At 67.9% G+C, this 24,878-nt stretch carries 23 protein-coding genes; 12 read left to right on the forward strand and 11 right to left on the reverse strand.

The features are described from left to right. Positions 1 to 340, forward strand: a 340-nt coding sequence (locus M0L44_RS02635; protein ID WP_252768069.1) for a transposase, incomplete at its 5' end; no start/stop codon positions are given. Positions 341 to 1,509: 1,169 nt separating this feature from the next. On the opposite strand, the gene M0L44_RS02640 is transcribed toward M0L44_RS02635, so the two are convergent. Continuing rightward, complete coding sequence (locus tag M0L44_RS02640; protein WP_252768070.1) at positions 1,510 to 1,884, reverse strand: nuclear transport factor 2 family protein; 375 nt, start codon at positions 1,882 to 1,884, stop codon at positions 1,510 to 1,512. Between the two features lie 229 nt (positions 1,885 to 2,113). On the opposite strand from M0L44_RS02640, the gene M0L44_RS02645 reads away from it, so the two are divergent. The 6 genes from M0L44_RS02645 to M0L44_RS02670 all read left to right on the forward strand — a co-directional run bounded on the left by M0L44_RS02645 (position 2,114) and on the right by M0L44_RS02670 (position 6,887). Beyond that, positions 2,114 to 3,046 (forward strand): transporter substrate-binding domain-containing protein, encoded by a 933-nt coding sequence (locus M0L44_RS02645; protein ID WP_252768071.1) that lies wholly within the window; start codon positions 2,114 to 2,116, stop codon positions 3,044 to 3,046. Between the two features lie 48 nt (positions 3,047 to 3,094). Then, positions 3,095 to 4,030 carry a transporter substrate-binding domain-containing protein gene (locus M0L44_RS02650; protein ID WP_252768072.1) on the forward strand — a complete coding sequence of 312 codons (936 nt, stop codon included), beginning with the start codon at positions 3,095 to 3,097 and terminating at the stop codon, positions 4,028 to 4,030. A gap of 143 nt (positions 4,031 to 4,173) precedes the next feature. Continuing rightward, positions 4,174 to 4,860: an amino acid ABC transporter permease gene (locus tag M0L44_RS02655; RefSeq protein ID WP_252768562.1), complete on the forward strand. Its 687-nt coding sequence runs from the start codon at positions 4,174 to 4,176 to the stop codon at positions 4,858 to 4,860. Position 4,861: 1 nt separating this feature from the next. After that, on the forward strand, positions 4,862 to 5,530 hold the full coding sequence (locus M0L44_RS02660) for an amino acid ABC transporter permease (RefSeq protein WP_252768073.1): 669 nt from the start codon (positions 4,862 to 4,864) through the stop codon (positions 5,528 to 5,530). 114 nt (positions 5,531 to 5,644) lie between these two features. Further along, positions 5,645 to 6,379 (forward strand): amino acid ABC transporter ATP-binding protein, encoded by a 735-nt coding sequence (locus M0L44_RS02665; protein WP_252768074.1) that lies wholly within the window; start codon positions 5,645 to 5,647, stop codon positions 6,377 to 6,379. Between the two features lie 13 nt (positions 6,380 to 6,392). Next, complete coding sequence (locus tag M0L44_RS02670) at positions 6,393 to 6,887, forward strand: ureidoglycolate lyase (protein WP_252768075.1); 495 nt, start codon at positions 6,393 to 6,395, stop codon at positions 6,885 to 6,887. 29 nt (positions 6,888 to 6,916) lie between these two features. Here the strand turns inward: M0L44_RS02670 and M0L44_RS02675 are convergent, their stop codons facing one another. The 6 genes from M0L44_RS02675 to M0L44_RS02700 all read right to left on the reverse strand — a co-directional run bounded on the left by M0L44_RS02675 (position 6,917) and on the right by M0L44_RS02700 (position 13,832). Beyond that, positions 6,917 to 8,101 (reverse strand): amidase, encoded by a 1,185-nt coding sequence (locus M0L44_RS02675; RefSeq protein WP_252768076.1) that lies wholly within the window; start codon positions 8,099 to 8,101, stop codon positions 6,917 to 6,919. 16 nt (positions 8,102 to 8,117) lie between these two features. Beyond that, positions 8,118 to 9,155 carry an ABC transporter ATP-binding protein gene (locus tag M0L44_RS02680; RefSeq protein WP_252768077.1) on the reverse strand — a complete coding sequence of 346 codons (1,038 nt, stop codon included), beginning with the start codon at positions 9,153 to 9,155 and terminating at the stop codon, positions 8,118 to 8,120. A gap of 10 nt (positions 9,156 to 9,165) precedes the next feature. After that, positions 9,166 to 10,200, reverse strand: coding sequence for an ABC transporter ATP-binding protein (locus tag M0L44_RS02685; RefSeq protein ID WP_252768078.1), 1,035 nt, complete (start codon positions 10,198 to 10,200; stop codon positions 9,166 to 9,168). Between the two features lie 4 nt (positions 10,201 to 10,204). Further along, the gene (locus M0L44_RS02690) at positions 10,205 to 11,095 is read right to left on the reverse strand and encodes an ABC transporter permease (protein ID WP_252768079.1); all 891 of its coding nucleotides are present in this window, start codon (positions 11,093 to 11,095) and stop codon (positions 10,205 to 10,207) included. A 45-nt stretch (positions 11,096 to 11,140) separates the two neighbouring features. After that, positions 11,141 to 12,094, reverse strand: coding sequence for an ABC transporter permease (locus tag M0L44_RS02695; protein WP_252768080.1), 954 nt, complete (start codon positions 12,092 to 12,094; stop codon positions 11,141 to 11,143). A 64-nt stretch (positions 12,095 to 12,158) separates the two neighbouring features. Then, on the reverse strand, positions 12,159 to 13,832 hold the full coding sequence (locus M0L44_RS02700) for an ABC transporter substrate-binding protein (RefSeq protein WP_252768081.1): 1,674 nt from the start codon (positions 13,830 to 13,832) through the stop codon (positions 12,159 to 12,161). Between the two features lie 188 nt (positions 13,833 to 14,020). Between M0L44_RS02700 and M0L44_RS02705 the strand changes: the two genes are divergently transcribed. Beyond that, on the forward strand, positions 14,021 to 15,277 hold the full coding sequence (locus M0L44_RS02705) for a Zn-dependent hydrolase (RefSeq protein ID WP_435526380.1): 1,257 nt from the start codon (positions 14,021 to 14,023) through the stop codon (positions 15,275 to 15,277). 33 nt (positions 15,278 to 15,310) lie between these two features. Here the strand turns inward: M0L44_RS02705 and M0L44_RS02710 are convergent, their stop codons facing one another. Next, on the reverse strand, positions 15,311 to 16,144 hold the full coding sequence (locus M0L44_RS02710) for an IclR family transcriptional regulator (protein WP_252768083.1): 834 nt from the start codon (positions 16,142 to 16,144) through the stop codon (positions 15,311 to 15,313). Between the two features lie 99 nt (positions 16,145 to 16,243). Between M0L44_RS02710 and pyrC the strand changes: the two genes are divergently transcribed. Beyond that, positions 16,244 to 17,284: a dihydroorotase gene (pyrC, locus tag M0L44_RS02715; RefSeq protein ID WP_252768084.1), complete on the forward strand. Its 1,041-nt coding sequence runs from the start codon at positions 16,244 to 16,246 to the stop codon at positions 17,282 to 17,284. Between the two features lie 51 nt (positions 17,285 to 17,335). On the opposite strand, the gene M0L44_RS02720 is transcribed toward pyrC, so the two are convergent. From M0L44_RS02720 to aptA, 3 genes are all read right to left on the reverse strand, one after another. After that, positions 17,336 to 18,754, reverse strand: coding sequence for a hypothetical protein (locus M0L44_RS02720; protein ID WP_252768085.1), 1,419 nt, complete (start codon positions 18,752 to 18,754; stop codon positions 17,336 to 17,338). A 308-nt stretch (positions 18,755 to 19,062) separates the two neighbouring features. Then, positions 19,063 to 19,587 (reverse strand): superoxide dismutase [Cu-Zn] SodC, encoded by a 525-nt coding sequence (sodC, locus tag M0L44_RS02725; RefSeq protein WP_252768086.1) that lies wholly within the window; start codon positions 19,585 to 19,587, stop codon positions 19,063 to 19,065. A 98-nt stretch (positions 19,588 to 19,685) separates the two neighbouring features. Continuing rightward, the gene (aptA, locus tag M0L44_RS02730) at positions 19,686 to 21,026 is read right to left on the reverse strand and encodes an omega-aminotransferase AptA (RefSeq protein WP_252768087.1); all 1,341 of its coding nucleotides are present in this window, start codon (positions 21,024 to 21,026) and stop codon (positions 19,686 to 19,688) included. A 93-nt stretch (positions 21,027 to 21,119) separates the two neighbouring features. On the opposite strand from aptA, the gene M0L44_RS02735 reads away from it, so the two are divergent. From M0L44_RS02735 to preA, 3 genes are all read left to right on the forward strand, one after another. Further along, positions 21,120 to 22,058, forward strand: a complete 939-nt coding sequence (locus tag M0L44_RS02735; RefSeq protein WP_252768088.1) for a LysR family transcriptional regulator — start codon at positions 21,120 to 21,122, stop codon at positions 22,056 to 22,058. Positions 22,059 to 22,174: 116 nt separating this feature from the next. Then, positions 22,175 to 23,530, forward strand: a complete 1,356-nt coding sequence (locus tag M0L44_RS02740) for an NAD(P)-dependent oxidoreductase (RefSeq protein ID WP_252768089.1) — start codon at positions 22,175 to 22,177, stop codon at positions 23,528 to 23,530. A gap of 23 nt (positions 23,531 to 23,553) precedes the next feature. Continuing rightward, on the forward strand, positions 23,554 to 24,870 hold the full coding sequence (gene preA, locus M0L44_RS02745; RefSeq protein ID WP_252768090.1) for an NAD-dependent dihydropyrimidine dehydrogenase subunit PreA: 1,317 nt from the start codon (positions 23,554 to 23,556) through the stop codon (positions 24,868 to 24,870). Positions 24,871 to 24,878 lie beyond the last annotated feature (8 nt).

Below are 24,878 nucleotides of genomic sequence, written 5' to 3' on the forward strand. Positions count from 1 at the left end.
GCGTCAGCTCATGGCCTATGTGGGCCTGGTGCCCGGGGAGCACAGTTCCGGCCCCAAGCGACGCCAGGGCAGCATCACCAAGGCAGGCAACAGCGCGGTGCGCCGCATGCTGGTGGAGGTGGCTTGGCACTACCAAGCCGGCCCGCGCGTGAGTCCCATCATCGCCCGGCGCCATGACGGCCTGCCCTCCGCCATCACCGACATCGCCTGGAAGGCCCAGACCCGCCTGAACAGCAAGTTCAAGCGTCTGTTGGCCCGGCGCGTGATGAAGACCAAGGCCGTGGTGGCGGTGGCTCGGGAGCTCGCCGGCTTCGTCTGGGCCATCGGGCGCGAGGTGTAGACCTCCGGTTGGCGCGGCGCAGCCACGGCCATCAAGGGAATCCTCGCAAACGTTATTGGTGAGCCGCTGACCGGCAACGATCAGCGCGCAATCTCAGCCCCTAGACCGAGGCAGCCCTGCGACGAACACCTGTCTTGCGGTACCCAACCCGCGCATATCAGCATGAGCAACCGTCGCGCATCCACATCGGGTGGCATCCAACGGGCTCCGTCGCGTTCCCCGTCCGGCAACGGGTTTGAATTCAACATCCGCTGCGCGGAGAAATCAGTGTTGCCCCTTGACAGGAAGAAGCCATATCAACGTGGAAGTGAGGGGCAGCCGGAGCGCGTAGCGCGGAGGGGACCAACAAGCGCAGCTTGTTGGCTGTCCCTCTCGACTGCAGGGTTAGACCGATTTGAGTGCCTGAAAGTTAGCCAGAACTGTAGCGGGAAGACTATGCAACTTTGCTTTGTACTCTTCATGGTTGAAGAACCACTCCTCGATCATTGATCTGATGCTAGCGCAGGACTCCCGAGCGTGGCCCAGTCGTGATATCAATCTTTGGAACTCATACTTTGAATCGGTGAACAAGTACATAGCCCGTGGCAGGTTATGAACGATCCAGTTCCTTTCATGGACAATTTCAGCAAGATGAAAGCGAAGAGTCTCGACAAAGTAGACGTTAGCGTTTAATTGTTTGTTCAGCTTTCCTAGAGTTTTCTTGTAGTCGACATCCAAAGCCTCCCACGCCTCTTCGATGCTTCGAAATTCCTCATTCTTTACTACGCAAAGAATGACCGCGAGTAGATGCTCAAACTTGTGAAACTCGCTCACAGCCTTGCCAAGCGCTAGATGGAATGTCGCGACTACGTCAACTTCTGGCTGATAAGGCATGCTTAGGTCTAACTAGTTATATACGTCAAAAGTGACGCATAACATCCTGGTGTGACGGATAACATTCCAGTGCATGGGTTGCCAAGTCCTTGTCGGGTCTGATATTTTTCTGATTAATGCAGGATAACATTCCGTGCAGTGGCGTTAAAAGCATCAAGATCCCCCCATTTGGGGGTAAGAGCGCTGACCCGCAGACAGGGCGGCATGCCATGACGTGACTCAGCGTCAGTCCACTTGTCGACAGCGCTGGGCGAGCGCTGCCATTCGCGAACTTTCGCCTTGGCCGAGAGCGTCAATCACCACGCATCGGCTGCTGGAGTCCCCTGGTGATACCTCAACCGCCATCCATCGCCGTCCTGCACCCAAACCGACGACCGATGGGTGTGCAGGTGCAAAGTCCCATCGGTCTGCCGATGGGCGCTGCGGTAAGTCAGCAGGGCGACTTGGGGTGCGAGCAGCGCCACCTCAAACCCCTCCGACACCACCGGCGGGTGTTCGCTCAGGGAGGCGAGAAAGCCCAGCACCGTTTCTCGGTCGTAGGCGCGGCCGGATCGGCCGATCTCGTGGAACTGGGGATGGAGCAGCGCGTCCAGGCGCGAGGGGCTGCAGCGTGTGCCGGGGTGGTGCAGTTCCACTTCCAGGCCCTGCAGCAGAAGAAGCAGGTCTTGCATGCGCCCACCCTAGCGCAAAGCGGTGCCTTTGGGGGGCAGGGCAGGAGGGAAGGGGAGAGGGGGATGAACGGATTTCCGTCCGCCTGGATCGACGGGCGAACGGAAATCCGTCCGAGGTGGGGCCGCCGGGTGGGCGGCCGCCAGACCAGCGCCCATGATGCGACAGGCACTTGGGCGCGTGTTGCGCCGCGTCAATGGGCCTGGCACGTTGCCTGCAAGAGTGGCCCTCATGTTTTCGGTGCGCCGCTCCCTGTTGTCCTGCTGCCTGGCCTTGGGCCTGGCGGGGCTGGGCGTGGCCGCACGGGGCGCGCCGCAGGCGGTCAGCCCGGCGCAGCCGGATTCGCCCACCCTGGCCCGCATTGCCGAGACGGGCACCATCAACCTGGGCCACCGCGAGTCCTCGGTGCCGTTCTCGTACTACGACAACAAGCGCCAGGTGGTGGGCTATTCGCAGGACCTGATGCTCAAGGTGGCCGATGCCATCAAGGCCGAGCTGAAGCTGCCGGCGCTGACGTTGCGCCTGGTGCCGGTCACCTCGCAGAACCGCATTCCGCTGGTGCAGAACGGCACGGTCGATCTGGAATGCGGCTCCACCTCGCACACCACCGAACGGGCCACGCAGGTGGCGTTCTCCACCTCCTTCTTCGTCATCAGCACGCGGCTGCTGGTCAAGCGCGATGGCGGGCCGCGGGACTTCCCCGAACTGGCCGGCCGCCGCGTGGTGGTCACCTCGGGCACCACGTCCGAACGCCTGCTGCGCAGCTACAACGAGTCGCACGGCAGCCGCATTCAGCTGCTGACGGCGCGTGACCATGGCGATGCCTTCCAGGCCCTGGAAAACGGCCAGGTGGATGCGCTGATGCTGGACGACGCGCTGCTCTATGGCGAGCGCGCCAAGGCCCGCAACCCGGACGACTGGATCGTCACCGGCACGCCCATGTCGGCCGAGGTGTACGGTTGCATGATGCGCAAGGACGACCCCGGCTTCAAGGCCGTGGTGGACCGCGCGTTGACCCGCTTGATGACCTCGGGCGAGGCATCGAAGATCTACACCCGCTGGTTCCAGCGCCCCATTCCGCCCAAGGGGCTCAACCTCAACTGGCCTCCGTCGGAGGCGCTGCTCAAGTTGTTCCGCCAGCCGGACGACCGTCCCTCGCCCTGACGGGCAGCGACGGTGCCCCCGGTTTTTTTTGTCCTTGATGGAGTTGTGATGTCACAGACCCGCTTTGCTTTCACCACCCGCCGCACCGCCCTCGCCCTGGCGGTGTTCTCTGCCGTGCTGGGCACCGCCGCCCATGCCGAGACGACGGACACCCTGAAGAAGATCAAGGACAGCGGCACCATCACGCTGGGCGTGCGTGAGTCGTCCGGTGCCCTGGCCTACACCCTGGGCAACGGCAAGTACGTGGGCTTCCACACCGAGATGGCCGAGCGCGTGGCGCAGGACATCCGCAAGAAGCTGGGCATGAGCTCGATCACCGTGAAGTACCAGCCGGTCACCTCGCAGAACCGCATCCCGCTGGTGCAGAACGGCACCGTGGACCTGGAGTGCGGCTCCACCACCAACAACCGCGCTCGCCAGAAGGACGTGGCCTTTGCCGTGACGACCTACGTCGAGGAAGTGCGCATTGCCGTGAAGGCCAATTCGGGCATCACCTCGATCAAGGACCTGGCCGGCAAGACCGTGGCCACCACCACCGGCACCACCTCGGTCCAGACTCTGCGCAAGCATGAGCGTGCCACCGGCCTGGACTTCAAGGAGCTCTATGGCAAGGACCACGCCGACAGCTTCCTGCTGCTGGAATCGGGCCGCGCCGATGCCTTCGTGATGGACGGTCAGATCCTGGCCGGCAACATCAGCAAGTCCAAGAACCCGAAGGACTACAAGATCGTCGGCGAAGTGCTGTCGGTCGAGCCCATTGCCTGCATGCTGCGCAAGGACGACCCGGCCTTCAAGACCGCGGTGGACGACAGCATCAAGGCCATGATGAAGAACGGCGACCTGGCCAAGATGTACGACAAGTGGTTCATGCAACCCATCCCGCCGGCCAATGTGGCCGTGGGCCTGCCGATGTCGCAAGCCACCAAGGAAGCCTGGGCGCATCCGAACGACAAGCCGATGGAAGACTACGCGGCGAAGAAGTAAGCGCTTGAACGGGGCGTGCCCCGGCGGCTGGCTTTGAGCCGGTGATGCCGGGGCACAGGTTTTGAGGGTCACGCGGGGGAGAACATCCGTTGGGCAATTGGGATTGGCAGGTCTTCTGCCGCAACACCATCGATGGCGAGGTGATGCCGGGCTGCTTCGGTAGCAACGGCGACATCACCTATCTGGACTGGCTGCTCTCGGCCTGGGGCTGGACACTGAGCGTGTCCTTCTGCGCCCTGGCCGTGGCCCTCATCGTGGGGGCCCTGATGGGCATCCTGCGCACCGTGCCCCACAAGGGCCTGGTGTTCCTGGGCAATGCCTGGACGGAGCTCTTCCGCAACATTCCGCTGCTGGTCCAGATCTTCCTCTGGTACCACGTGGTGCCGGCCCTGGTGCCGCCGCTCAAGGGCGTGCCCAGCTTCGTGCTGGTCGTGCTGGGCCTGGGCTTTTTCACCTCGGCCCGGGTGGCCGAACAGGTCAAGGCCGGCATCCAGAGCCTGCCCAAGGGCCAGCGCTATGCCGGCCTGGCCCTGGGCCTGACGCTGCCGCAGACCTACCGCTATGTGCTGCTGCCCATGGCCATGCGCATCGTCATTCCGCCGCTCACCAGCGAGTCGATGAACATCATCAAGAACTCGGCCGTGGCCTTCGCGGTCAGCATTGCCGAGATGACGATGTTCGCGATGCAGGCGCAGGAAGAGACCTCGCGCGGCATCGAGGTCTACCTGGCCGTCACCGGCCTGTATTTCATTTCGGCCTTCGCCGTCAACCGCGTGGCGCTCGTCATCGAGAAGAAGCTGCGCGTGCCGGGCATGGTGGGGGCGCACTGAGATGATCAACCTCGACTTCTCCTTCCTGAGCTGGCAGGTCCTGTCGGACTTCGTCGCCAAGGGCTTCATCTTCTCGATCGAGCTGACCCTGGTGGCCATGCTGGGCGGCATCGCCCTGGGCACCGTGCTGGCGCTGATGCGCCTGTCGGGCAAGCCCTGGCTGGTGGGCCCGGCGTCCTTCTACGTCAACACCCTGCGCTCCATCCCGCTGGTGATGGTGATCCTGTGGGTGTTCCTGCTGCTGCCGCTGCTCACCGGCGAGCCCATGGGCGCCGAGCTGTCGGCCGTCATCACCTTCACGGTGTTCGAGGCGGCGTACTATTCCGAGATCATGCGCGCCGGCATCCAGAGCGTGGCCAAGGGGCAGACCTATGCGGGCTACGCGATGGGCATGACCTACCGCCAGACCATGCAGCTGGTGGTGCTGCCGCAGGCCTTCCGCAACATGCTGCCCGTGCTGCTCACTCAGACCATCGTGCTGTTCCAGGACACGTCCCTGGTCTACGCCATCGGCGCCTACGACCTGCTCAAGGGCTTCGAGGTGGCCGGCAAGAACTTCAACCGTCCCGTCGAGACCTACCTGGTCGCCGCCGTCGTCTACTTCGTGATCTGCTTCAGCCTGTCCATGCTGGTCCGGCAATTGCAAAAGAAGATCGCCATCGTGAGATGAGACCCCCACGCTCCCTGCCGGTCGCTGCCCCCCGAGGGGGCTCCGGCAGCGGACCGGCGAAGCCGGATCCACGCCGGCCCTTGGTGGGCACGGTACCCAGTTCAGGAGATAGAAGTGATTGAGATCAAGAACGTCAGCAAGTGGTACGGCAGCTTCCAGGTGCTGACCGACTGCACGACCAGCATCCAGAAGGGCGAGGTGGTGGTGGTCTGTGGCCCTTCGGGCTCCGGCAAGTCCACGCTGATCAAGACCGTCAATGCGCTGGAGCCCTTCCAGAAGGGCGACATCGTGGTCGACGGCATCAGCCTGTCCGACCCCAAGACCAACCTGCCCAAGCTGCGCAGCCGCGTGGGCATGGTGTTCCAGCACTTCGAGCTCTTCCCCCACCTGTCGGTGACCGAGAACCTGACGCTGGCCCAGATCAAGGTGCTGGGCCGCAACAAGGACGACGCCCTGAAGCGCGGCCTGAAGATGCTCGAGCGCGTGGGCCTGATGGCGCACAAGGACAAGTTCCCCGGTCAGCTCTCCGGTGGCCAGCAGCAGCGCGTGGCCATCGCCCGCGCGCTGTCGATGGACCCCATCGTGATGCTGTTCGACGAGCCCACGTCGGCACTGGACCCGGAAATGGTCGGCGAGGTGCTGGACGTGATGGTGCAGCTGGCCAACGAAGGCATGACCATGATGTGCGTGACGCACGAGATGGGCTTTGCCCGCAAGGTGTCCAACCGCGTCATCTTCATGGACGCCGGCAAGATCATCGAGGACTGCAAGAAGGAAGACTTCTTCGGCAACCCCGAGGCCCGCAGCCCGCGCGCCAAGGACTTCCTGTCCAAGATCCTGGCGCACTGAGCGGCGGCGCGCCATGCGTCGCCTGGTGCCGGTGCCGCTGACGGCCGAGGGCTTCGCGCCGTTCGGCACCGTGATCGAACGCCCCGCCGAGCCCGGCGGGCGCCTCATCAATGGCGGCACCTCGCGCCGCCACGACCTGCTGGCCGACCTGGGCGTGCAGGCAGAAGGCGGCCACCCACTGCTGACCTTGTTTCATGCCCAGGCCCGGCCGTTCCCGCTGCGCCTGGGTGAACTGGAGCGTCACCGCCTGGGCTCGCAGACCTTCGTGCCCCTGGCGGGGGCGCGCTGCGTGATCGTGGTGGCTGCGGCCGACGCACCGCTGCACGCGGAGGCCCTGCAGGCCTTTCAGGTGCGGGGCGACCAGGGTTTCGTGCTCGCGCCGGGCACCTGGCACCACGCCTTGTTGGCCATCGACGAAGGGGACTTCGTCGTCATCGAGCGCGGTGCCGACACCGTGGACTGCGACGAGCAGGCTCTCGACACCCCGGTCGAACTGAACCTGGGTTGAACGGCGGCCGCTGAGCGGTCTGCCTGGCCTCAGGCCGCGGCGGCGATGCGCTCGGCCAGGGCGATCAGGCTGCGGTCGCTGCCCGCCGGCCCCAACAGGGAAATGCCCAGCGGCGCACCGTCGCGCCGGGCCAGCGGCATCGACAGTTGCGGGAAGCCCGACAGCCCGGCCATGCAGAGCATCTGCGTGGCGCGGTTGCGGTAGGTTTCCAGGTCCGCCTCGGACGTGCTGCGCAGCGGCGCGATGTCCGGCATGGTGGGCAGCACCAGCACACCATCGGTGCCCAGCAGGGCGGCCAGGTGGGCGCGGAAGCGGGTGCGGAAGGCGCGCGCCTCGGTGACCTGCGCATCGGTGACCTGCTTGGACCAGGCAAAGCGCTCGGCCACGCCCGGGCCCAGCGGCGGGGCGTAGCGTTCGATCAGCGGGCCATCCACCAGCCAGGCCTCGCGGCCCTGCACGTGGCGGAAGGCCCAGTACATCGCGTCCAGCGAATCCAGCACTGCCGTGGCAGGCTGAGCGGCGCTCAGTGCGGCTTCCACCTGCGCCAGGGCAGGCGCCAGCGCGTCCACCGCGCCCGGTTCGGCCAGGGCCCAGATGTCGGTGGGCTTGAGCAGGCGCACGGTGGCCGGCAGCGGGGCCGGGTCGTCCGCCAGCAGCACATCGGCCACGCGGGCAAAGGTCTGCACGTCGCGGGCAAACCAGCCGCAGGTGTCCAGGCTGGGGGACAGGTCCAGGGCGCTTTCCAGGCTGACCCGGCCGTGGGTGGGCCGCAGGCCGTACAGGGCGCAGTGGTTGGCCGGCGCGCGCACCGAGCCGCCGGTGTCGGTGCCCAGCGCGAAGTCGCACAGGCCCCAGGACACGGCAGCGGCCGAACCCGAGGAGGAGCCGCCGGTGATGCGCTCTGGCGCCGCGCCGTTGATGGGCGCGCCGAAGTGAGCGTTGTTGCCGTTCATCGAGAAGGCCAACTCGTCCGTCACCGTCTTGCCGGCCATGCGGGCGCCGGCGTCCAGCAGCTTTTGCACCGTGGGGGCGGTGCGGGTCTTGATGCCCGAGGCCGCCAGCACGAAGGGGTTGCCGCCGCCGGTGGGGTAGCCCGCCACGTCGAACAGGTCCTTCACGCCGAAGGACAGACCGATCAGCGGGCCGGTGCCGGCATGGGGCACCGGAGCGTCGGGGTAGGGGAGGAAGCCGCGGGAGGGATCGTGCAAGGACATGGCGGGTGGCCTGGGTTCAGAGGACGGGGGTGGCGGTCTCGGCCAGACGCAGGCAGCGCACCACGTGGCCGGGCGTGAGCTCGACTGCTTCCGGCGCGCTGGCGCGGCAGCCGGCATCGGCCAGACTGCAGCGGGCGGCAAAGGCACAGCCGGGCGGCAGGGCGGTCAGGTCCGGCGGTGCGCCGGCCAGGGTCTGCAGCGGCGCGCCGCGCTCCATCGCGCCGTGGGCCCGGCTCATCAGCAGGGCGCGGGTGTAGGGATGGCGCGGGGCGTGGATCAGCTCGCGGGCCGTGCCCTCCTCGACGATGCGGCCGGCGTACATCACGGCGATGCGGTCGGCCACCTCGATGGCGGCGCCGATGTCGTGGGTGACGAAGACGATGGTCAGGCCCAGGTCGCGCTGCAGTTCGCGCAGCAGCAGCAGGATCTGGATCTGCACCGTGGCGTCCAGCGCGGTGGTGGGCTCGTCGGCCAGCAGCACCTGCGGGTTGCAGGCCAGGGCCAGCGCGATCATGGCCCGCTGGCGCATGCCGCCGGACATCTCGTGCGGGTAGGCCTTGAGCCGCTGGGCCGGGCTGGGAATGCGCACCCGCTCGAACAGTTCCAGCGCGCGGGCCTCGGCGGCGGCAGCGCTCAGGCCTTCATGCCGGCGCAGGGATTCGGTGATCTGCGCGCCCACCGGGTACACCGGGTCCAGGGCCAGCAGCGGCTCCTGGAAGATCATCGAGGTGACCTTGCCGCGGTAGGCACACAGGTCTTTCTCCTTCATGGCCAGGATGTCGCGCCCGCCGATGCGGACCTGGCCTTCCATGCGGGTGCGGCGCTCGGGGTGCAGACGCAGCAGGGTGCGCAGCGTCACGCTCTTGCCGGAGCCGGATTCGCCGATCAGCGCGACCGACTGGCCGCGCGGCACCTGCAGCGTGACGCCGTTGACGACCTGGGCGGGCTTGCGGCCGCCGGTGAAGGTCACGCGCAGGTCGCGCACGTCAATCAGCGGTTCGGCCGAGGGGGCCACAGCCAGGGGGGAAGCCGGGGAGGGGGCGGGGGTGCTCATCGGGATCTCCTCAGGCGGCCTGGGGCAGGGTGGCCGGGGCGCCGGGGTGGCCGCTGCCGGCCTCGTGCATCAGGCAGGCCGCCACATGGTGGCTGTCCAGTGCGGTGTGCACGGGGGCGCGTTGGCTGCAGACGGCCGCGGCCTGCGGGCAGCGGGGATGGAAGCGGCAGCCCGTGGGCGGGTTGATCGGGTTGGGCGGGTCGCCGGCCAGCGGGGCCTTCTCCGTGCGGTGGTCCGGGTCCATCGACGGCATGGACGACAGCAGTGCGCCGGTGTAGGGGTGGCCAGGCTGGCGGAACAGGGTGTCGGACGGGCCGATCTCGGCCACCTGGCCGAGGTACATCACCATCACCCGGTCGCTGATGTAGTGCACCACGTTCAGGTCGTGGCTGATGAAGACATAGGTCAGGCCGAACTCGCGCTTGAGGTCCTGCAGCAGGTTCAGCACCTGGGCTTCAACCGATTTGTCCAGTGCCGAGACGGCTTCGTCCAGGATGACCAGGCGCGGCTGCAGCGCCAGGGCACGGGCGATGTTGACGCGCTGGCGCTGGCCGCCAGAGAGCTCATGCGGGTAGCGCTCGGCAAAGCGCTCGGGCGCCAGGCCCACGCGCGAGAGCAGGTCGCGTGCGCGGGCCACCGCCTCGCGCCGCGAGACGCCATGGACCTGCGGGCCGAAGGCCACCGAGTCCTCGATGGTCAGGCGCGGGTTGAGCGAGGCATAGCTGTCCTGAAAGACCATCTGCACCTGGCGGCGGAAGTCCTTGAGCGAGAGGTCGCGCGTGCCGACCACGCGGCCATCGAAGATCACCTCGCCCGCCGTGGGGGCCAGCAGCTGCATCAGCAGCCGCGCGGTGGTGGACTTGCCGCAGCCGGATTCGCCGACCACGCCCAGGGTCTCGCCCTTGAGCACCTCGAAGTCCACACCATCGACGGCGCGCACCAGGCCGCCCTTCTTGAGCGGAAAGTGCTTGGTCAGGCCGCGGATGGTGAGCAGAGGCTGGGCCGGGCCGCCGACGTCTTCAGCAGGCAGGAAAGGCGTGTTCATGGGATCAGCCCTTGTGGTCCATGGCCGAACGCAGGCCGTCCGACAGCAGGTTGAAGGAGATGGAGGTGATGAAGATCATCGCGCCCGGCAGCGCCGCCACCAGCGGCTGGGTGTAGATGGCCGTGCGCAGGGTGTTGAGCATCAGGCCCCACTCGGGTTCGGGCGGCTTCACGCCCAGGCCCAGGAAGGACAGGCCCGAGGCCAGGATCATCGACACCGCGACCAGGCTGGTGGCGTACACGAAGATGGGCCCGAGCACATTGCCCAGCACATGCACCCGCACGATGGTGAAGGCGCTGGCGCCGGTGGCCCGCGCGGCTTCCACGTAGTCGCGGTGGCGGGCCTGGGCGGTGACGCTCTCGGCCACGCGGGCGATCTGCGGCACGAAGACGATGGTCAGCGAGACCAGCGAGTTGAAGATGCCCGCGCCCAGGGCGCCGGACAGCGCGATGGCCAGCAGCACGGAGGGGAAGGCGTAGAACACGTCGATCGTGCGCATGATCACCGTGTTGGTCACGCCGCCGGCGTACCCGGCCAGCACGCCGATGGCGGTGCCGATGACGAAGGCCAGCAGCACCGGCGTGATGCCCACGAACAGCGAGAGCCGGGCACCGACGATCAGGCGCGAGAGCAGGTCGCGGCCCAGCTCGTCACTGCCCAGCGGGTAATCGGGGGTGCCGATGGGTTGCAGGCGCTTGAACATTGAGCTGGCATAGGGATCGGCCGGCGCCAGCTGCGGGCCGAAGAGGGCCAGCAGCAGCAGGGCCAGCAGCAGCAGGCCGGCGCCCATGGCCACCGGGTTGCGCACGAAGCGGCCCAGCACGGAGGCCCAGTAGCCGCGGCTGCGCGGCGGGGCCGGCTCTGTCGCCACCGAGGAAGAGGCAAGGGTGTTCATGTCGGTGTCCTCAGGATCGGTTCACGGGCGGGTTCACGGGCGGGTTCATTGGCGGGCAATGCGCGGGTCCAGCAGGGTCTGCATCACGTCGACCAGCAGGTTCAGCAGCACGAAGAACAGGGCCAGCACCAGGATGCTGCCCTGCAGCAGCGGCAGGTCGCGCTGGAAGATGGCCTGGTTGAGCAGGAAGCCGGTGCCGGGCCAGGAGAACACGGTCTCGATCAGGATGGAGCCGCCCAGCAGGTAGCCCAGCTGCAGGCCCATCACAGCCAGCGCGGTGGGCGCGGCGTTCTTCAGCACGTGGCGGAACACGCCGACGTGCGACAGGCCCTTGGCGCGCAGGCCGGTGATGAATTCCTGGTCCAGCAGCTCGGCCACCAGGGCCCGCACCGTGCGGGCGATGATGCCCATCGGGATCACCGACATGGTGATGGCCGGCATCACCATGAACTGCACATGGTCCCAGTCCCAGGCCCAGTCCTCGGAGCCGCCGGGGCCGGCGCCGGTGGCGGGCAGCCACATCAGCAGGGACGAGAAGACGATGACCATCACCATGCCCAGCCAGTAGTGCGGCACCGACACGCCCAGCACCGACACGGCCGAGGCGAGGCGGTCCAGCCAGGAGTTGCGGAAGTAGCCCGCCACGAAGCCGAACAGGCTGCCCAGGACAAAGCCGATGAGCGTGGCCACCAGGGCCAGGCGCAGGGTGTTGACCACGGCGGTCATCACCTCGGACGAGACCGGCCGGCTGTTGGCGATGGACAGACCCAGGTCGCCGTGCAGTGCGCGCCAGACCCAGCGGGCGAACTGCTCGGGCAGCGGGCGGTCGAAGCCATAGAGCGTGCGCAGCTGGGCCTGCAGCTCCGCCGAAGCGTCGGCCGGCAGCACGGAGACCAGTGGATCGCCCGGGGCGATGTGCACCAGGGCGAAGCACACCAGGGCCACGCCCAGCAGGATGGGCAGGGTGTAGAGGATGCGGCGGAGCAGGTAGGCAAGCATGGGCGGCGGCGCGTGCGGGGTGGAAGGCGGAGGGCCGCCGCGTGGCGGCAGCCCTCCAGGGCCATCACTTCAGGGTCATCGTGGCGATGTCGATGAACCAGCTCTGCGGCTGCACCACGTTGCCGACCTTGGCCGACATGGCACGCGGGCCGACGTCATGGGCCACGAAGAGGAACGGGGCCTGGTTCACGATCTCGGTGTGCAGCTCGGCCAGGGCGGCGTCACGCTTCTTGTCGTCGAAGCTGGTGCGGGCCTTCTCGACGATGGCGTCCACCTTCGGGTCGCTGAAGTAGCCCCAGTTGTTCGACACCGGCGGGAAGGCCTTGGTGCTGACGAAGCGCACCATCGCGAAGAAGGGGTCCATCGTGGCGGCGGTCACGTTGGTGGCGTTGGCGCCGTGCGCGCCCGGGTCCTTGGCGCCCAGGCGCCAGCCGGAGAACAGGGTGTTCCACTCGACCACGTCGAAGTCCACGTCGATGTAGCAGCTCTTGAGGTTCTGCTGGATCACCTCGTTCATCGGCAGCGGCAGCATCTGGCCCGAGCCCGAGGCCGAGGTCTGCACCTTGACCTTCAGGTGCTTGTTGGGGCCGTAGCCGGCCTGTTGCATCAGGGCCTGGGCGGCCGGGACGTCGTACTTGATCTGGAATTTCGGCTGGCCGCGCCAGGGGTGGCCGGGCTCCACGATGCCGGTGGCCTCGACCATCATGCCGCCCAGCAGCTGCTTCATCGCGGTGCGGTTCACGCACAGGTTGGCGGCCTGGCGCACGCGCACGTCGGTCCAGGGCGAGCCCGGCAGGAAGGAGAACTGCCACGGCCAGATGTGCGGTTGCAGGTTGGAGTAGAGCTTGAAGCCGCGCTGCTGCAGGGTGGTCAGCGCGTCGGGGGCCGGGGCCTCGATCCAGTCAACCTGGCCGGACATCAGGGCGGCGGTGCGCGAGTTGGCCTCGGGCAGCGGCAGCAGCACCACGCGGTCGATCTTGGGGCGGCGCTTGGCATCCCAGTACTCGGGGTTCTTCACCATCTCCAGGCGCTCGCGCGGCACGAACTTGGCGGCCTTGAACGGGCCGGTGCCGGAGGGGTTGGCGGCAAAGGCCGTCCAGGCCTGCTTGCTGCGCTCGGCATGGTCGGTCACGCCGGCGGGGACGGCGTCGTACTTCTTCTGCCAGGCGGCCGGCGAGGCCATGAACAGGTTGGTCAGGTTGATCGGCAGGAAGGCATCGGGCTCGCTGGTGGTGAGCTCGACGGTCAGGTCGTCGATCTTGCGGGCGCTGCGCAGCGTGGGCATGCGCGAGGCGGTCACGCCCACCTGGGCCGGGTCGTACTGCGGCGCGCTCTTGTCGAGCACCTTGTGCACGTTCCAGACCACGGCGTCGGCGTTGAAGGGCGAGCCGTCATGGAACTTCACGTCCGGGCGCAGCTTGAACACCCACTTGGTGTGGTCCTTGGGGTCGACGGCCCAGGACAGGGCCAGGTCGGGAATGACGGCGCTGGGCTTGGTGGCCGAGCTCAGGTCCCACTGGGTCAGCCCGTCGTACATCGGGATGCCGGTGAAGCGGTTGCCCTCGAAACCCTGGTCGGGCTGGCCCGAGGTGCGGGGAATGTCGCCAGCGGTCATCGCGATGCGCAGCACCTTCTCCTGGGCCAGGGCGTTGCTGCTGCCCAGGGCGCCGAAGGTGGCGGCCAGGGCCAGGCCCAGAAGGGCCGATCGGGAAGACGGGAAACGCGGGGTCGGGGACATCACTGGGTACCTCGTCGAGGGGGTGGAAGGATGGGTCAGGTGAAGCAAGCGGTATGCCAGAAAGAAACGTAAAAATCGATGTTCGATTTATCTGTCGCGTTTATCGGTATGTACATAGTCTATAGAGATACTGTGGTGTGCTTCTTGCAGCGTCGGCCCCATCCTGTTTCCTGTTTGGATGAATCGCGATGACAAGCCTTGAAATGCCCCGAATCGATGCCGCACGGCTGTGGCAATCCCTGATGGACCTGGCCCAAGTTGGTGCGACGCCCAAGGGTGGTGTGTGCCGACTGGCGCTGACCGACCAGGACCGCCAGGCGCGCGATCTCGTCACCCGCTGGTTCCACGAGGCCGGGCTGAGCGTGCGTGTGGACGAGGTGGGCAATGTGTTCGGCCGCCGTGCCGGCACCGACCCGCAGGCGGCGGCGGTGGCCACCGGCAGCCACATCGACACCCAGCCCTCGGGCGGCAAGTTCGATGGCAACTACGGCGTGATGGCCGGCCTGGAGGTGGTGCGCACGCTCAACGACCGCGGCATCCGCACCCGCGCACCGATCGAGGTGGCCTTCTGGATGAACGAGGAGGGCTCGCGCTTCACGCCGGTGATGATGGGCTCGGGCGCCTTCACGGGGGTGTTCACGCCCGACTTCGTGCGGGCCCAGCGGGACATCGACGGGCTGAGCGTCGGAGACGAGTTGGCGCGCATCGGCTACCGTGGCCCGGTGCCGGCCGGCGAGGTGCCCGGGGGCATGTTCGCGGCCTACTTCGAGGCCCACATCGAGCAGGGGCCCATCCTGGAAGCGGTGGGGCGGCCCATCGGCGTGGTGGCCGGTGCCCTGGGGCAGCAGTGGTACGACGTGGTCGTCACCGGTCAGGATGCCCACGCCGGCCCGACGCCCATGGCGCTGCGCCATGACGCCCTGCTGGCCACGGCCCGCATGATCGACCGGGTCAACCGCATTGCGCTGGACGAGGCGCCGCATGGCCGGGGCACGGTCGGCTTCGCGCAGGTGATTCCGAATTCGCGCAACGTCATCCCGGGCGAGGTGCGCTTTTCGGTGGACTTCCGGCACCTGTCACAGGACGGCCTGGACCGCATGGACGCCGCGATGCGCGAGGGCTTTGCCGCGTTGGCACGGGACTGCCAGTGCGAGGTGGTCCTTCAGCAGGTGTGCAAGTTCGAGCCGGCGCAGTTCGACGCCGACTGCGTGGCCAGCGTGCGCCATGCGGCCGAGGCCCTGGGCCTGCCGCACATGGACGTGGTCAGTGGCGCCGGGCACGACGCGGTCTACGTCAGCGCCATCGCCCCCACCGGCATGATCTTCGTGCCCTGCAAGGACGGCATCAGCCACAACGAGATCGAGGATGCCCAGCCCGAGCACCTGGCCGGCGGGGCCGATGTGCTGCTGCTGGCCATGCTGGAGCGGGCCGGCCGCGTGGCCTGAGGCCCCTGGGGCGCTCGGCGGCGCCCCAGCGCCTCAGTGCGCCATCGCCTGCGAGATGGCGCGGGCGCACTCGATCACCATGGGGCCGAGCTTGCGCTGGGCCTCGTCCAGCGTCCAGCGGCTGGTGGGCGGGGCGATGTGCACCGCGGCCACCGGCTGCCCGCGGCTGTCCACCACCGGGGCGCCGATGCCCATGTCGCCCAGGAACAGCTCCTCGCAGTTGGTGGCCACGCCAATGCGGCGGCACTCGGCCACCTTGGCCAGGATGTCGTCCACCGCCGTCAGCGTGGCGGCCGTGCGGGCCGGCCGCGGCGCGGCCTCCAGCAGGGCCCGGGCCTGGGCTTCGTCCAGGCAGCTGAGCCAGGCCCGGCCCGAGCTGGTGCAGTACATCGGCACCCGCATGCCCACCGGCGTGAGCACCGGGATGAACTTGGGTGTGAGCAGCTGCGCCACATAGACCATGTCGGTGCCCACCGCCTCGGTCAGGCTGGCCGTCTCGCCGCTGGCATTGGCCAGCTGTGACAGGTAAGGATGGGCGGTGCGGATCAGCGGATGGGCCGCGATGTAGTTGAAGCCCAGTTCGATGACCTTGGGCAGCAGCTGGAAGCGGCGGGTCTGCGGGTGCTTGCCCACATAGCCCAGCACCTGCAGCGTGTGCACCGTGCGCTGGGCCGAGGCCTTGCTCATCCCTGTCAGGCCGGCCAGTTCGGCCAGGGTCAGCGTGCGGTGCGCGGCGTCGAAGGCCCGCAGCACCTCCAGCCCCTTTTCCAGGGACTGGTTGAACAGCGGATCGGGCCGACGCGCCGGCGCCGGGGCGCTGGCAGCAGGGGGCGGTGGTGAGACAGCGGTGCGGGCCTTGGGCGGCATGGTGGTGCTATATGGGTGAATCGATTGTCGATGCAATGCACGTGAAATGCATGCAGGTTTCGGGCCTGGGGGGCGGCCCCGCGATGGGACAATTCCCCCATGAGCGCTCCCACCTCCCTGACGATCACCCGCCCCGACGACTGGCACCTGCATGTGCGCGACGGGGCAGCCCTGGCGGCCGTGGTGCCGCACACGGCGCGCCAGTTCGGCCGCGCCATCATCATGCCCAACCTGAAGCCGCCGGTGACCACCGCGGCCCAGGCCCTGGCCTACCGCGAGCGCATCCAGGCCGCGGTGCCGGTGGGCGTGGCCTTTGAGCCGCTGATGACGCTCTACCTGACCGACAACACGCCGGCCAGCGAGATCGCCGCGGCGAAGGCCGCTGGCGTGGTGGCGCTGAAGCTTTACCCCGCGGGCGCCACGACCAACAGCGATGCCGGCGTCACCGACATCCGCAAGACCTACGCGACGCTGGAGGCCATGCAGCGCGCCGGCCTGCTGCTGCTGGTGCACGGCGAGGTGACCGACCCCGAGGTGGACATCTTCGACCGCGAGGCGGTGTTCATCGACCGCGTGATGCAGCCGCTGCGCCGCGACTTCCCCGAACTGAAGGTGGTGTTCGAGCACATCACCACGAAGGAGGCCGCCGACTACGTGGCCGGCGCCGGGGCCTTCACGGCCGCCACCATCACCGCCCACCACCTGCTCTACAACCGCAACGCCATCTTCCAGGGCGGGCTGCGGCCGCACTACTACTGCCTGCCCGTCCTGAAGCGCGAAGTGCACCGCCAGGCCCTGGTGGCCGCGGCCACCAGCGGTTCGGACCGCTTCTTCCTGGGCACCGACAGCGCGCCGCACCCGGCGCACCTGAAGGAACACGCCAGCGCCTGCGCCGGCTGCTACACCGCCCTGTCGGCGCTGGAGCTGTACGCCGAGGCCTTCGAGGCCGCGGGCGCGCTGGATAAGCTGCAAGGCTTCGCCAGCGAGCACGGCCCGGCCTTCTACGGCCTGCCGCGCAACGCCGGCACCGTGACGCTGCTGCGCGAGCCCTGGACCCTGCCGGAGGCCGTGGCCTTCGGCGACGCCAGCCTCAAGCCGCTGCGCGGCGGTGAGACCCTGCACTGGAAGCTGCAGGGCTGACGCCCCCAGCCTCGACCGGACAGCACAAGGGCCCCGAGCGGGGGGCCTTTGTCAGACAAGAGCAGCTCTGTACTGCTGTGTCGCGTTCGACGACATAAATGAGCTGACGGAGGTCGGTGAAGCATCGGACGCCGACACGTCCCAGCCGAATATTCGGAGCACGCAGCGCTCGACCAGAAGCTTGAGATGCTCAAGTGCCACATGGATGGAGTTCATGTCCGTTTCTGAGAACGGCGCGCCGTGGGAGAGTCGATTCCGAATCGAGTAGAGGTCGAGTCCGGGTGACTCATCTCGATAAGCTGGCCACAGGTCGGCTACCGGCACATCAAACGCCTCGATGAAGCTCCGGAACCGTCGGTCAGGCGGCGCACCGATCCTGTCGAGCCTGCGTTGAGTTGGACCCACGTCAATCGAGGGGTCGCTCGCTTTGAGCGCATTGAGCGCGTGCAGGACCGCTTGGCGAATCTTCCGGTTCCGTGCCCTCTCTGCGGCAGAGAGGCGTTGACCGCCTGAGTCATCGAACTCCACGCACAGGCCTTCTAGCGCGGAGAACACAGAACGGAACTGATCCTCCAGGGTGCCGTGCTGGCTGTGAACAACCATAAGCGCCTGCCGTATTGACTCCCGCTGGTTTGCGGAGAGCTTGGCAGCGGCCGCCAGCGCCTGCGTCAGGAAGTTCGATAGCACTGCTTTAGGAATTAGCTCGTCCCGTGGCGGCTGGGGCCAATGCGGTGTCCACGAACTGAGTGCTTGAAAGTAGGTACGCGACACCGTGTTTCTGTCTGCCCACTGCCTTCCCCACACTCTAGTTGGGTACCGCGCCGCGAAGCCTGCAACAAGCAGTGCCTCACGCACGGCAGTGTCAACCTCTTCCAGCGAGGCCGACGCAGACACAGGCCTGTTCAGTATGAGTGCAAGCGTGGTTGTCTCAGACCTGACGCCTGGCTCGGTCTCAACTAGGCCGTGCCTTTGGTCAAACGCCAACAGGCCAAGGTGCGGGTGCTGACATTCGATGCGATGGATGGCGGTTCGGTTCACCTGTCCATTCGGGTGTCTCTCGACCATCGACGCAGGGTTGAGGAGCTTGCAAGGGGTCAGAAAGTACTCTACCTCCCTGCAATGCTCCTCCGAACCGGAGCCATAGCGTTGCGTGATGTCGAGCTCGTAGATTTGGTCCAGGTACAAGGTCGGCCGCGCGTGCCTTCTGTCCGGATGATGTTCCCGCTCGAATGCCTTCAGCCAAACGCCGTCGGCTGTCAGCGTGGTGTTCCCGAGAACGCCGCGAAGCTGATATGGCCCTGCTGCCATGACGGCGAAGGCATCGAACGGGGTCGTACAAGCAAGCTCCATCCTTCCAGGGCTGTTCGCGTCAACGGGTTCCCAGACAGCGGCATCAAATTCGGCAGCAACAACGCTGTCCACTAGCAGCTGGAGGTCGATGCGGAGAGAGGGCTTTTCGGCAGTGAACATCGGTCTGGGGAGTCAGGGAGAACAAGTGAAGTGGCTCCGTTTATCAGCCCGCCCCTAGTCTGTATTCCACCCGTGGATGCGCGGCAACAGAGCTCGCATTCCATTGAGACTTCCACCTACGCAGCGTACGCGGTGCAGTCCGCGAGGTGTGATTTTGTGGACACAAGGGCAGGTCATGAGTGAAAACTGCCCTCGTGTAGGCCCCGATTCCAGCGCCAATGTCTACGAAAACGGGCTCAAACCGGCCGAATGACGTGGCTTGGATCATCAGCTAGATAACACCCGTGAGGGCGTGATGCAGAGTACGCTCAGCCCGGGATGACGCCGCAGGCCATGCGCGCCCCGCCACCGCCCAGCGGGGCGGGGTGGTCCGAGTGGTTGTCGCCACCGGCATGCACCATCAGGGCGTGGCCCTGCACGTCGGCCAGTTTCAGGCGCGGGGCCAGCACGGGCTGGGCAGCGGTGCCGTCGGCCGCCACGAAGAGCGGGGGCAGGTCGCCCAGGTGGCCGTCGCCCCAGGGCTCGCCGTGCTTCTTGCTGCCGGCCGGGTCCAGGTGGCCGCCCGCGGCGCCCGCGGGCACCGGCTTGCCGTTCTGCTCGGCCGGGGCGCAGGAGCCCTTTTCATGCACGTGGAAGCCATGCAGGCCCGGCGGCAGGCCCTGCAGCGTGGGGTAGAAGGCCAGACCGTAGGGTGTCTCCACCATCTTCACCGTGCCCAGCGTGGTGCCGGGGCCGTCGGGGTTGGCCGCCTGCAGCGTGACGGTGGCCTCGGCGGCCAGGGTGGCGGAGGCGGCGGCACAGCAGCCGGCCGCGAACAGCAGTTTGAGGAGCATGGCATTCCCTGTGGATGTGTGGGAATGCCCTTGTAGCGCAGCCTCCTGCGGCTGTCATCGCACAAGCGTGACGACCGCAGGGGCTTGGCCCGGTGTCGTCAGGCCGTCGCGTTCAGCGCTTCGCCCAGCGCGTTGACCAGCGCGTCCACCTGGGCCGGGGTGGTGATGAAGGGCGGGGCCAGCTGGATGGTGTCGCCACCGAAGCGCACGTAGAAGCCCTTCTCCCAGCACTTCAGGCCGATGTCCCAGGGGCGGATGCTGGGGTCGCCGTCGCGGGCGGCGATGGTCAGGCCGGCGGCCAGGCCGTAGTTGCGGATGTCGGTGACGTGCTTGGCACCCTTGAGGCTGTGCACCGCGTTCTCGAAGTACGGGGCCAGTTCCTTGGACTGCTGGATTGCGTGTTCCTTCTCCAGCAGGTCGAAGGTGGCCAGGCCGGCCGCGCAGGCCACCGGGTGGGCCGAGTAGGTGTAGCCGTGCGGGAATTCGATGGCGTGCTCCGGGCCGCCGGCCGACATGAAGGTGTCGTAGATCTCGCCCTTGACCACCACGCCGCCCATGGGGATGGTGCCGTTGGTGACCTGCTTGGCGAAGTTGACCATGTCGGGCGTGACGCCGAAGGCCTCGGAGCCCGTCCAGGCGCCGGCGCGGCCGAAGCCGGTGATGACCTCGTCGAAGATCATCAGGATGTTGTGCTGGGTGCAGATCTCGCGCAGGCGCTGCAGGTAGCCCACCGGCGGGATGACCACGCCGGCCGAGCCGGAGAAGGGCTCGACGATCAGCGCGGCGATGTTGGACGCGTCGTGCAGGGCGATCACGTCCAGCAGCTCGTTGGCCAGCTCGGCGCCGTTTTCCGGCATGCCGCGGCTGAAGGCGTTGCGGGCCAGCTGGGTGTGCGGAATGTGGTCGCACTGCAGGCCTTCGCCGAACATCTTGCGGTTGCCGCCGATGCCGCCCACGCTGATGCCGCCGAAGTTCACGCCGTGGTAGCCCTTGAGCCGGCCGATCAGGCGGGTCTTGCTGGCCAGGCCCTTCTGGCGCCAGTAGGCGCGGGCGATCTTCAGCGAGGTGTCGGCCGCTTCGGAGCCGGAGCAGGCGAAGAACACATGTTCCAGGCCGGCGGGCATGTGCGAGACGATGCGCTCGGCCAGCTGGAAGGAGCCCTTGGTGCCGAACTGGAAGCCCGGCGCGTAGTCCAGCGTGCTCACCTGGCGGCCCACTGCCTCGGCGATCTCGCTGCGGCCGTGGCCCAGGCCACAGGTCCACAGGCCCGACAGGCCGTCAAAGACCTGGCGGCCGCGGTCGTCGGTGAAGTACACGCCCTTGGCGCCCACCAGGATGCGCGGGTCCTTCTTGAAGGCGCGGTTGGCGGTGAAGGGCATCCAGTGGGCCTTCAGCTGGGCCTCGGTCAGCGGTTGCTCAGGCAGGGTGCTCATGTCCATGGTGGGGCTCCGTAAAAGGCCCATTCTGTTCAGTGTGTTGGTTTGCATAAACTGCAATCTTTGACCAATCACGCGCAGAGGATTGAAACCTTCATGGTGAAGAAGGCCTTGCTGGGGCAGGTGGGCGACACCGAGCTGCGCCTCTTGCGCATCTTCAAGTCGGTGGTGGAGTGCGGCGGGCTGGCGGCGGCCGAGCTGGAGCTCAACATCGGCCGCTCCACCGTCAGCCGCCATGTGAAGGATCTGGAGCAGCGCCTGGGCCTGGTGCTGTGCCGGCGCGGGCGCAGCGGCTTCGCGCTCACGCCCGACGGCCAGCGCGTCTACGACGCCGCGCTGCGCCTGCTGTCGGCACTGGACGGCTTCCGGGCCGATGTGCGCGACCTGCACGCCGATCTGAAGGGGCCGCTGGCGCTGGGCTTGTTCGACAAGATCGCCACCAACCCGGCCGCGCGCCTGCACCAGGCCCTGGCCGATTTCCGGGACCAGGCGCCGCAGGTCACCCTGGATGTGACGGTGGGCTCGCTCAATGCGCTGGAGACCGCGGTGATCGACGGTCGCCTGCACCTGGCGGTGGTGCCGGACCACCGGCGCTCCGACAGCCTGAACTACCTGCCGCTGTTCCCCGAGACCATGTGGCTGTACTGCGGCGCCGGCCACCCGCTGTTCGGCCGGCCGGCCGATGCGGTGGGCTGGGACGAACTGCGCCGGCACGACTACGCCGGCCTGGCCTTCCATTCCCCGAACATGGAGGTCACGCACCGTTTCGGCCTGCGGCGCACCGCCACGGTGACCGACCAGGAGGCGCTGGCGCTGCTGATCCTGTCCGGCCGCTTCCTCGGCTTCCTGCCGGACCACTATGCGGCCGTCTTCCTGCGCGAAGGCCGGCTGCAGCGGGTGGGGCCGGCAGACGCCAGCTACCCGGTGCAGTTCGTCGCGGTGACGCGGGCGTCTCCCTCGGCGCCGCGGGCGGCGCGGGCCTTTCTGGAGGCGCTGCGCCAGGCGCATCCCCAGCCCCCGCTCCCACCGGCCTGATTGCCCGCGACACGCGGCGCCGGCTTGTCTGGCATGGATCTGGCTTTGGCTTGCTCTGAAAGTTGACCAAACGGTCAAGTTCCTGAGGCCCAACCCGAACCAGACGAGGAGTTCGCGTGTCCCCGACCCCCCATCCCGCGCAGGCCATCGCCGCCGCCGCCGAAGCCCCGCTCACCCGCGCCCAGGCGCTGCTGGAAGCCGAGCGCTGCCTCTACTGCCACGACGCGCCCTGCGAGCAGGCCTGTCCCACCCACATTCCGGTGCCGCAGTTCATCCGTCGCATCGGCGATGGCGACCTGCGCGGCGCAGCCCGGGCCATCCTGGCGGCCAACCCGCTGGGCGGGCTGTGCGCCCGCGTCTGCCCGACCGAGGAGCTGTGCGAGGCCGTCTGCGTGCGCAACACCCAGCAGGGCCAGCCCATCGCCATCGGCCGCCTGCAGCGCCACGCGGTGGATGCGGCGATGACGCTGCCGGCCAGCACCTTCTTCACCCGCGCACCGGCCACCGGCCGCAACGTGGCGGTGGTGGGCGCCGGCCCGGCCGGCCTGGCCTGCGCCCACGGCCTGGCCCTGCAGGGCCACCACGTGGTCGTCTTCGACGCCCGCGAGAAGGCCGGTGGCCTCAATGAATATGGCCTGGCCAGCTACAAGACGGCCGAGGACTTCGCCCAGCGTGAGATCGCCTGGCTGCTGCAGACCGGCGGCATCACCGTGCGCTGCGGCTGGAAGCTGGAGACCGTGGCCCAGCTGGTCGAGTTGCGCAACAGCTTCGACGCGGTGTTCCTGGGCCTGGGCCTGGGCGGCACGGCGGCCCTGGGCGTGCCGGGCGAGGACCTGGCTGGCGTGGCCGATGCGGTGGACTTCATCGCCCAGCTGCGCCAGGCCCCGGACCTGGCCCGCCTGCCGGTGGGCCGGCGCGTGGTGGTCATCGGCGGCGGCATGACGGCCATCGACGCCGCGGTGCAGGCCAAGCTGCTGGGCGCCGAGCAGGTCACCATCGCCTACCGCCGCGGGCCCGAGGCCATGTCGGCTTCCCAGGTGGAGCAGCACTGGGCGCAGACGCACGGGGTGGTGATCCGCCACCATCTGGCGCCGCAGGCCCTGCTGGGCCAGGACGGCCGGGTCAGCGCCATCGCGCTGGCCGTGCAGCAGGAGGTGGACGGCCGCCTGCAGCCCACCGGCGAGGTGGAAACGCTGGCCGCCGACCAGGTGCTCAAGGCCATCGGCCAGAAGCTGGCCCTGCCCTGGGCCGAGTCGGCCGGTCTGGCGATCCAAGGGGGCCGCCTGGTGGTGGACGCCGAGGGCCGCACCGCGCTGCCGGGCGTCTGGGCCGGCGGCGACTGCGTGGCCGGTGGCCGCGACCTGACGGTGGAGGCGGTGGAGCACGGCAAGCAGGCCGCGCTGTCCATCCATGCGGCCATCCAATCCGCCACTTCCCAGCCTTCCGAACAGCCGGTGGCCCACGCCGCCTGACGATCTTCCAGGAGCCTTTCACCATGGCCGATCTCTCGACGAACTTCGTGGGCATCCAGAGCCCGAACCCGTTCTGGCTGGCCTCCGCCCCGCCCACCGACAAGGCGACCAACGTCATCCGCGCCTTCGAGGCCGGCTGGGGCGGTGTGGTCTGGAAGACCCTGGGCGAGGACCCGCCGGTGGTCAATGTGCATGGGCCGCGCTACAGCACCCTGCTGTCGCCCGACCGCCGCGTGCTGGGCCTGAACAACATCGAGCTCATCACCGACCGCCCGCTGGATCTGAACCTCAAGGAGATCACCCAGGTCAAGCGCGACTGGCCGGACCGCGCGATGGTGGTCTCGCTGATGGTGCCCTGCAACGAGGCCAGCTGGAAGCGCATCCTGCCGATGGTGGAGGACACGGGGGCCGACGGCATCGAGCTGAACTTCGGCTGCCCGCACGGCATGAGCGAGCGCGGCATGGGCGCGGCCGTGGGCCAGGTGCCCGAGTACATCGAGATGGTCACCGCCTGGTGCAAGCAGTACAGCCGCCTGCCGGTGATCGTCAAGCTCACGCCCAACATCGCCGACATCCGCCACCCGGCACGGGCCGCCAAGCGCGGCGGGGCCGATGCGGTCAGCCTGATCAACACCATCAACTCGGTGATGGGCGTGGACCTGGACACCCTGACCATGCTGCCCAGCACCGGCGGCAAGGGCAGCCACGGCGGCTACTGCGGCCCGGCGGTCAAGCCCATCGCGCTGAACATGGTGGCCGAGATCGCCCGCGACCCGGAGACCGCGGGCCTGCCCATCTCCGGCATCGGTGGCGTCACCAACTGGCGCGATGCGATGGAGTACATCGCCCTGGGCGCCGGCACGGTGCAGGTCTGCACCGCGGCCATGGTCTATGGCTTTCGCATCGTGCAGGAGATGGTCTCCGGCCTGTCCAGCTACCTGGACGAGAAGGGCCTGCCCAATCTGGCGGCGGTGCAGGGCCGGGCCGTGCCCACCGTGTCGGACTGGCGCTATCTGAATCTGAACCATGTCTCCAAGGCGGTGATCGACACCGACGCCTGCATCGAGTGCGGCCGCTGCCACGTGGTCTGCGAGGACACCTCGCACCAGGCCATCGCCTTCCACAAGGACGAGGCCACCGGCGCGCGCCGCTTCGAGGTGAAGGAGGCCGACTGCGTGGGCTGCAACCTCTGCGCCTCCATCTGCCCGGTGCCCGGCTGCATCACGATGCGCGACCTGGCCCCCGGCGAGATCGATGAGCGCACCGGCGCACCGGTGCCGGCCGGCCACCGCGACTGGCGCACCCACCCCAACAACCCGATGCGGGAAACCGCGGTCTGAGGAGCAAA

Origin of the sequence: Ideonella oryzae, from assembly GCF_024055665.1 — a bacterium.
In the GTDB taxonomy this organism is placed as follows: Bacteria; Pseudomonadota; Gammaproteobacteria; order Burkholderiales; family Burkholderiaceae_C; genus Ideonella; species Ideonella oryzae.

What these genes read in the sequence shown, in the direction of transcription:
- M0L44_RS02640 (WP_252768070.1), bottom strand. Translation starts at nt 1,884, where the DNA reads ATGCAAGACCTGCTTCTTCTGCTGCAGGGCCTGGAAGTGGAACTGCAC.
- M0L44_RS02645 (WP_252768071.1), top strand. Translation starts at nt 2,114, where the DNA reads ATGTTTTCGGTGCGCCGCTCCCTGTTGTCCTGCTGCCTGGCCTTGGGC.
- M0L44_RS02650 (WP_252768072.1), top strand. Translation starts at nt 3,095, where the DNA reads ATGTCACAGACCCGCTTTGCTTTCACCACCCGCCGCACCGCCCTCGCC.
- M0L44_RS02655 (WP_252768562.1), top strand. Translation starts at nt 4,174, where the DNA reads ATGCCGGGCTGCTTCGGTAGCAACGGCGACATCACCTATCTGGACTGG.
- M0L44_RS02660 (WP_252768073.1), top strand. Translation starts at nt 4,862, where the DNA reads ATGATCAACCTCGACTTCTCCTTCCTGAGCTGGCAGGTCCTGTCGGAC.
- M0L44_RS02670 (WP_252768075.1), top strand. Translation starts at nt 6,393, where the DNA reads ATGCGTCGCCTGGTGCCGGTGCCGCTGACGGCCGAGGGCTTCGCGCCG.
- M0L44_RS02675 (WP_252768076.1), bottom strand. Translation starts at nt 8,101, where the DNA reads ATGTCCTTGCACGATCCCTCCCGCGGCTTCCTCCCCTACCCCGACGCT.
- M0L44_RS02680 (WP_252768077.1), bottom strand. Translation starts at nt 9,155, where the DNA reads ATGAGCACCCCCGCCCCCTCCCCGGCTTCCCCCCTGGCTGTGGCCCCC.
- M0L44_RS02685 (WP_252768078.1), bottom strand. Translation starts at nt 10,200, where the DNA reads ATGAACACGCCTTTCCTGCCTGCTGAAGACGTCGGCGGCCCGGCCCAG.
- M0L44_RS02690 (WP_252768079.1), bottom strand. Translation starts at nt 11,095, where the DNA reads ATGAACACCCTTGCCTCTTCCTCGGTGGCGACAGAGCCGGCCCCGCCG.
- M0L44_RS02695 (WP_252768080.1), bottom strand. Translation starts at nt 12,094, where the DNA reads ATGCTTGCCTACCTGCTCCGCCGCATCCTCTACACCCTGCCCATCCTG.
- M0L44_RS02700 (WP_252768081.1), bottom strand. Translation starts at nt 13,832, where the DNA reads ATGTCCCCGACCCCGCGTTTCCCGTCTTCCCGATCGGCCCTTCTGGGC.
- M0L44_RS02705 (WP_435526380.1), top strand. Translation starts at nt 14,021, where the DNA reads ATGACAAGCCTTGAAATGCCCCGAATCGATGCCGCACGGCTGTGGCAA.
- M0L44_RS02710 (WP_252768083.1), bottom strand. Translation starts at nt 16,144, where the DNA reads ATGCCGCCCAAGGCCCGCACCGCTGTCTCACCACCGCCCCCTGCTGCC.
- pyrC (WP_252768084.1), top strand. Translation starts at nt 16,244, where the DNA reads ATGAGCGCTCCCACCTCCCTGACGATCACCCGCCCCGACGACTGGCAC.
- M0L44_RS02720 (WP_252768085.1), bottom strand. Translation starts at nt 18,754, where the DNA reads ATGTTCACTGCCGAAAAGCCCTCTCTCCGCATCGACCTCCAGCTGCTA.
- sodC (WP_252768086.1), bottom strand. Translation starts at nt 19,587, where the DNA reads ATGCTCCTCAAACTGCTGTTCGCGGCCGGCTGCTGTGCCGCCGCCTCC.
- aptA (WP_252768087.1), bottom strand. Translation starts at nt 21,026, where the DNA reads ATGGACATGAGCACCCTGCCTGAGCAACCGCTGACCGAGGCCCAGCTG.
- M0L44_RS02735 (WP_252768088.1), top strand. Translation starts at nt 21,120, where the DNA reads ATGGTGAAGAAGGCCTTGCTGGGGCAGGTGGGCGACACCGAGCTGCGC.
- preA (WP_252768090.1), top strand. Translation starts at nt 23,554, where the DNA reads ATGGCCGATCTCTCGACGAACTTCGTGGGCATCCAGAGCCCGAACCCG.